Below are 4,715 nucleotides of genomic sequence, written 5' to 3'. Positions count from 1 at the left end.
GGCGGGGCCGGCTTGGGACGTGCGGGCTGGGTCGACTTGCCGGCGGGCGCGGACTGGGCGTGCTCGGCCGTCCCGCGGGTGTCGTTCTTCGCGTGCGACGCGGGCTTCGCCGCGGGCGCCGAGGCGGACTCGGGCTTGGCGGCGGTCAGTGGCTGGGCCTCGTCTGGCAAGAGGGCTCCTCGTACGCGATCCGGGTCCCCCGGTCAGGCCCCGGACACCCCATGGTAGCGATCCCGGCCTCCGGGATCGCCTCCAGCCCGAAGTGAGGACCGTACACCCGGGAAACACACGAGACGGGCAAGAGATCCTCCGTGCCCGTCTTCGCGGTGCCCGAGGAGTCCCGTTCCTGGGCCTCCGCCCCGGACCCCGGCGGGGCTGCGCCCCCTGCCGGGACGGGCGGGCCGGCTGGGCAAAGCCGGCCCGCTGCCCCAGCCCGCGGCCCCAGGGACCGGGGCCCTGGGGGTGCAACGCCCCCGGAATCAGAGGCGGAGCAGCGCCTCCAGGGGGGCGCCGGCCAAGGCCGGCTCCAGACGGGTGCGGCCGCCGAGGAAGCCCAGTTCCATGAGGACCGCCACCCCGGCGACCTCCGCGCCGGCCCGGCGGATGAGCTGGATGGAGGCCTCGGCGGTGCCCCCCGTGGCGAGGACGTCGTCGACGATCAGGACACGGTCACCGGCGCTCAGGTCCTCCGCGTGCACCTCGATCTCCGCGGAGCCGTACTCCAGGTCGTACGCCTGGCTGAGCGTCGCTCCGGGAAGCTTGCCCGCCTTGCGCACGGGGATGAAGCCGAGGCCCGCCCGGAGGGCGACCGGGGCTCCGAGGATGAAGCCGCGGGCCTCCAGGCCGACGACTTTCGTCGCCCCCTCGCGGGTGCCCACCTCCGCCAGCGTGTCGGTGAGCACGGTGAACGCCGCCGGGTCCGCCAGGAGCGGGGTGATGTCCTTGAACATCACCCCCGGCTCCGGATAGTCGGCCACGTCACGGATGCGGCTGAGCAGCAGTTCCTGGATGTCGGTCATCGACGCTTCCCCGAGGGTCGGCCGCGGCTCCGGCCGCGGGAGAGGGACTGGTTGTGCGGCCCCACCACGGCGGGCGCGGCGTCCTCGGGCTCGTCGCCGGCCGTGACGCCGACGGGCTCCGTCTCCGGGGACTCGCCCTGCGCCCGCTTGGCGAGGATCCGCTTCTTGAGGGCCTTCATCTGCGGCTCGCGCTCCTTGAGGTCGGCGACGAGCGGCGTGGCGATGAAGATCGAGGAGTACGCACCGGCCGCGAGGCCGACGAACAGGGACAGCGAGATGTCGTTCAGCATGCCCGCGCCGAGCACCCCGCCACCGATGAACAGCAGGCCCGCCACCGGCAGCAGCGCCACCACGGTGGTGTTGATCGAACGGATCAGCGTGCCGTTGATCGAGCGGTTCGCCACCTCGCTGTACGTCCAGCGGGTCTGCTTGGTGATGTCCTTCGTCTGCTCCTTGAGGCTGTCGAAGACGACGACCGTGTCGTAGAGCGAGTAACCGAGGATCGTCAGCAGACCGATCACCGTGCCCGGTGTGACCTCGAAGCCCACGAGGGCGTAGACCCCGGTGGTGATCGTCAGGTCGTGGATCAGGGCGACCAGCGCGGCCAGCGCCATGCGCCACTCGAACGCGATCGCCAGGTAGATCACGACCAGGACCATGAAGATCGCCAGGCCCTGCCAGGCCTTGTTGGCGATCTGCTCGCCCCAGCTGGGACCGACCAGGTCGGCGTTGATGTGCTCCGGGTTGACCTTCAGGTCCTTGGCCAGCGTTTCCTTGATCTGGTCGGACTTGCCGGTCTCGATGCCGGCGATCTGGATGCGCAGGCTGCCGTCACCGAGCTTCTGCACGATCACCTCGTTGCCGGAGGCGTCGTGGGCGTAGGTCTCCGCCTGGGCCACCGAGGTGCTCATGTGCTTCGGCGTGGTGAAGACCGCTCCGCCCTGGAACTCGATGCCCATGTTCAGGCCGCGCACCGCCAGGCCCAGGATGGCCATGATGGTGATCAGGATCGAGATGCCGTACCAGATCTTGCGGTTCTTGATGAAGTCGTAGCCGATTTCACCGTGGTGCAGTCGGGCGCCGAGGGTGCCGAGCTTCGACATCTCACGCCTCCTTCGTCTCGATGGGAGCGGAGGGGCGGCGGGTGCGCCGCAGCGGCGGTTTGGCGCCCAGGCGCTTGGGGTCGAGCCCCGACCAGCTGTGGCCACTGGCGAAGAACTTCCGGCGGGCGAGGATCGTCATCAGCGGCTTGGTGAACAGGAAGATGACGACCACGTCGAGCAGCGTGGTCAGGCCGAGCGTGAACGCGAAGCCCTGCACCTTGCCGACGGTCACGACGAACAGCACCGCGGCGGCCAGGAAGGACACGAAGTCGGAGACGAGGACGGTGCGCCGGGCCCGCGGCCAGCCGCGCTCCACGGCGGGGCGCAGCGAGCGGCCCTCGCGGATCTCGTCCCTTATGCGTTCGAAGAACACGATGAACGAGTCCGCGGTGATACCGATCGCGACGATCGCACCGCACACGGCCGGCAGGTTCAGCGCGAAGCCGATGGCCGGGCCGAGCAGCGACATGAGGGTGTACGTCAGCATCGCGGAGACCATCAGCGAGGCGACGGCGATCGCCGCCAGGCCGCGGTAGTACACCACCAGGTAGATCACGACAAGGGCGAGACCGATGGCGCCCGCGATCAGGCCGGCCTGCAGCTGCTCGCCGCCGAGCGCGGCGGTCACGGTGGTGACGCTGTCCTCCTTGAAGGTCAGCGGCAGGGCGCCGTAGGACAGCATGTTGGCGAGGCCCTGCGCCTGCTCCTGGGAGAAGCGGCCGGAGATCTCCGCGCTGCCGCCGGTCAGCGCCTCACGGACGTACGGGTCGGAGACGACCTCGCCGTCCAGGACGATGGCGAACTGGTTCTGCGGGGACTGGTTCTGCGCGAGCTTGCCGGTGATGTCCGCGAACTTCTTGGCGCCCTTGGAGGTGAACTCCATCGTCACGATCCAGCCGGCGGTGTTCTGCGTGTTGTAGACGGCGTCCGCCTTCTTCACGTCGGTGCCGTCCACCTCGGCGGGGCCGAGCAGGTACTTCTGCCACTGGTCGTCGGAGTTCTTGCCGCAGGCGACGGTCGCCTCGGTGGGCAGCACACCCTTGCCGGCGGTCGCGCGGACGGACGGCTTGCTGCAGTCCAGCGAGGCGTACTGCGCCTGGAGCTTGCTGCCCGCGTCACCGGAGCCGCTGCTCGGGGACGGAGACGGGGTGGCGTCCGCCTTCAGGGCGTCGGTGACCGCGCGGCCCTGCCGGGTCTCGGTGGCCGAGGGAGTCGGGGAGCCGGAGGGGGTGGGGGTGCCGGTGGACTTGTCGGTCGCCTCGTGGGAGGCGCTCGGCGACGGGTCGGCCGGGGCGGCGCCGGTGATGCCGGTGGCGAGGACGGGACGGAAGTACAGCTTGGCGGTGGTGCCGACCTGCTCGCGGGCCTGCTGGGAGTTGGTGCCCTTGGGGATGTTGACGATGATGTTGTCGTTGCCCTGGGTCTGGACCTCGGCCTCCGAGACACCGAGGCCGTTGACCCGGCGTTCCATGATGCTGACGGCCGTGTCCATGTTGGCCTTGTTGATCGCGGACTCCTGTCCGCGCTCCGGGACCGCCCGGAGGGTGATGCTCGTTCCGCCGGCCAGGTCGATGCCGAGACGCGGAGACGTGTTTCCGGAGACGAACATGGATCCGGTGAGCGCCGCGATGGCGATCAGGATGAGGGCTAGCGAGCGCCCCGGCTTGCTCTGGGCGCTCGCTGGACGTCCATTTTTAACTGCCACCTTTTCGATACTCCCTCTCGGGCCGCCCCGCACGGGGTGGGCGCGACGGCGGCCATGCGTGATGTCGGGATTTTCCGCGAAGCGAACACGTCCCAGGGCGCGCGGCCGGTGCCGCGCGCCCTGGGTGGTGGCTACTTCGCGTCGGAGTCGCCGTCGGTCTTCTTCGGCTGTTCCTCCGCCTTCGTCTCGGCGGCGCTGTCGGCCGGCTCCTCGGCCGCGTCCTTCTTGCCGAGGTCGATGTGCTTGTCCTCAAAGGCGCCGGAAGCGTCGGCGGCGGGCTCGTCGGTCCCGGTGAGGGAGGAGGCGTCGTCGGGGACGACGTCGGCGTCGGACTTCAGGTCGTGCTCGATGCCGTGGACGATGCGGTTGTACTCGTCGTCGGAGAGGACGGCACCGATCGCGTTCTTGGCGAACAGCAGATCGACACCGGGGCCGGCGTCAAGGAGGACCGTGTCGTCGTTGACCTCCTTGACCGTCGCGTACATGCCCCCGATGGTGCGGACACCGCTGCCGGGCTGCATCTGGTTCCGCATTTGCTCGGCCTGCTGCTGCTTCTTCTTGGCCGACCGGGTCATCAGGAACATGGCCCCGATGAGCACGATGAACGGGAGGAGGGTCACGAGACTCACGGGTCGGAACTTCCTTCACACGACCGCGCTGGGGAGCGGCCTGATGGATGGGGGTATGTGGACTGCCGACAAGGCGGCATCGGCGGAGTCTAGGCGAGTCCGCGCGCAAGGAACAACGCTCAGCATGTCACCTGGGTTCCTCCCGGGGCCAATGCCGCCGCCGTCACGTCCCGAACAGGTCTTGTTGTCCGGTTCCCGCAGTTGACGGGCGGGGCGGGGTCAGGCCGAGGTGAGCCCAGGCGGCGGCATTGGCCCCGGG

General features: G+C 69.7%; 4 protein-coding genes. All 4 read right to left on the bottom strand.

Annotation, left to right across the window (positions count from 1 at the left end; genetic code table 11):
- Nucleotides 1-479 precede the first annotated feature (479 nt).
- The gene (locus C1I97_RS31760) at nt 480-1,019 is read right to left on the bottom strand and encodes an adenine phosphoribosyltransferase (RefSeq protein WP_111006513.1); all 540 of its coding nucleotides are present in this window, start codon (nt 1,017-1,019) and stop codon (nt 480-482) included.
- Entirely contained in the window at nt 1,016-2,122 is a 1,107-nt protein-coding gene (gene secF / locus C1I97_RS31755; RefSeq protein WP_111006512.1) for a protein translocase subunit SecF, read from the bottom strand. The genes C1I97_RS31760 and secF overlap by 4 nt, the downstream gene beginning before the upstream one ends.
- Nucleotide 2,123: 1 nt before the next feature.
- Nucleotides 2,124-3,731 carry a protein translocase subunit SecD gene (gene secD, locus C1I97_RS31750; RefSeq protein ID WP_258382828.1) on the bottom strand — a complete coding sequence of 536 codons (1,608 nt, stop codon included), beginning with the start codon at nt 3,729-3,731 and terminating at the stop codon, nt 2,124-2,126.
- A gap of 227 nt (nt 3,732-3,958) precedes the next feature.
- The gene (yajC, locus tag C1I97_RS31745) at nt 3,959-4,456 is read right to left on the bottom strand and encodes a preprotein translocase subunit YajC (RefSeq protein WP_111006510.1); all 498 of its coding nucleotides are present in this window, start codon (nt 4,454-4,456) and stop codon (nt 3,959-3,961) included.
- Between the last annotated feature and the right edge of the window lie 259 nt (nt 4,457-4,715).

It is taken from the genome of Streptomyces sp. NTH33, assembly GCF_003236365.1.
Lineage (GTDB): Bacteria > Actinomycetota > Actinomycetes > Streptomycetales > Streptomycetaceae > Streptomyces.
The sequence above is the reverse complement of the archived record's forward strand: the minus strand, read 5'-3'. Positions and strand labels throughout refer to the sequence as shown.

Coding starts and splice junctions, on each gene's coding strand:
- secD (WP_258382828.1), bottom strand. CDS start 3,731: ATGTTCGTCTCCGGAAACACGTCTCCGCGTCTCGGCATCGACCTGGCC.
- secF (WP_111006512.1), bottom strand. CDS start 2,122: ATGTCGAAGCTCGGCACCCTCGGCGCCCGACTGCACCACGGTGAAATC.
- C1I97_RS31760 (WP_111006513.1), bottom strand. CDS start 1,019: ATGACCGACATCCAGGAACTGCTGCTCAGCCGCATCCGTGACGTGGCC.